Origin of the sequence: Secundilactobacillus folii, from assembly GCF_009720675.1 — a bacterium.
In the GTDB taxonomy this organism is placed as follows: domain Bacteria; phylum Bacillota; class Bacilli; order Lactobacillales; family Lactobacillaceae; genus Secundilactobacillus; species Secundilactobacillus folii.
In genome coordinates this window covers 1-205 of the sequence record NZ_WNJO01000057.1, presented here as the reverse complement: position 1 = coordinate 205, position 205 = coordinate 1, and the positions used below count along the sequence as shown (strand labels likewise).

At 45.9% G+C, this 205-nt stretch carries 1 protein-coding gene; it reads left to right on the top strand.

Annotated elements, in window-relative coordinates:
• A partial coding sequence (locus GM612_RS12335) for an MBG domain-containing protein (protein ID WP_246147780.1) occupies positions 1-205 on the top strand: 205 nt, incomplete at both ends.

Here is a 205-nt window from a genome sequence, read left to right as displayed (position 1 = left end):
AAACAATCACCTATGGTGATGACACACCAACGTTTGAAGTGACCTACGGTGACAAAGTGGTCAACCACGTTGCCTTAACGAATGCGGACTTTACATTCGATGGCAGTGCTACGATTCCAACGAATGTGGGCACTTACCAAGTTACATTGAACGCTGATGCCATTGCTGCAATTGAAAAGGCTAATCCGAACTACACGTTCAGTGC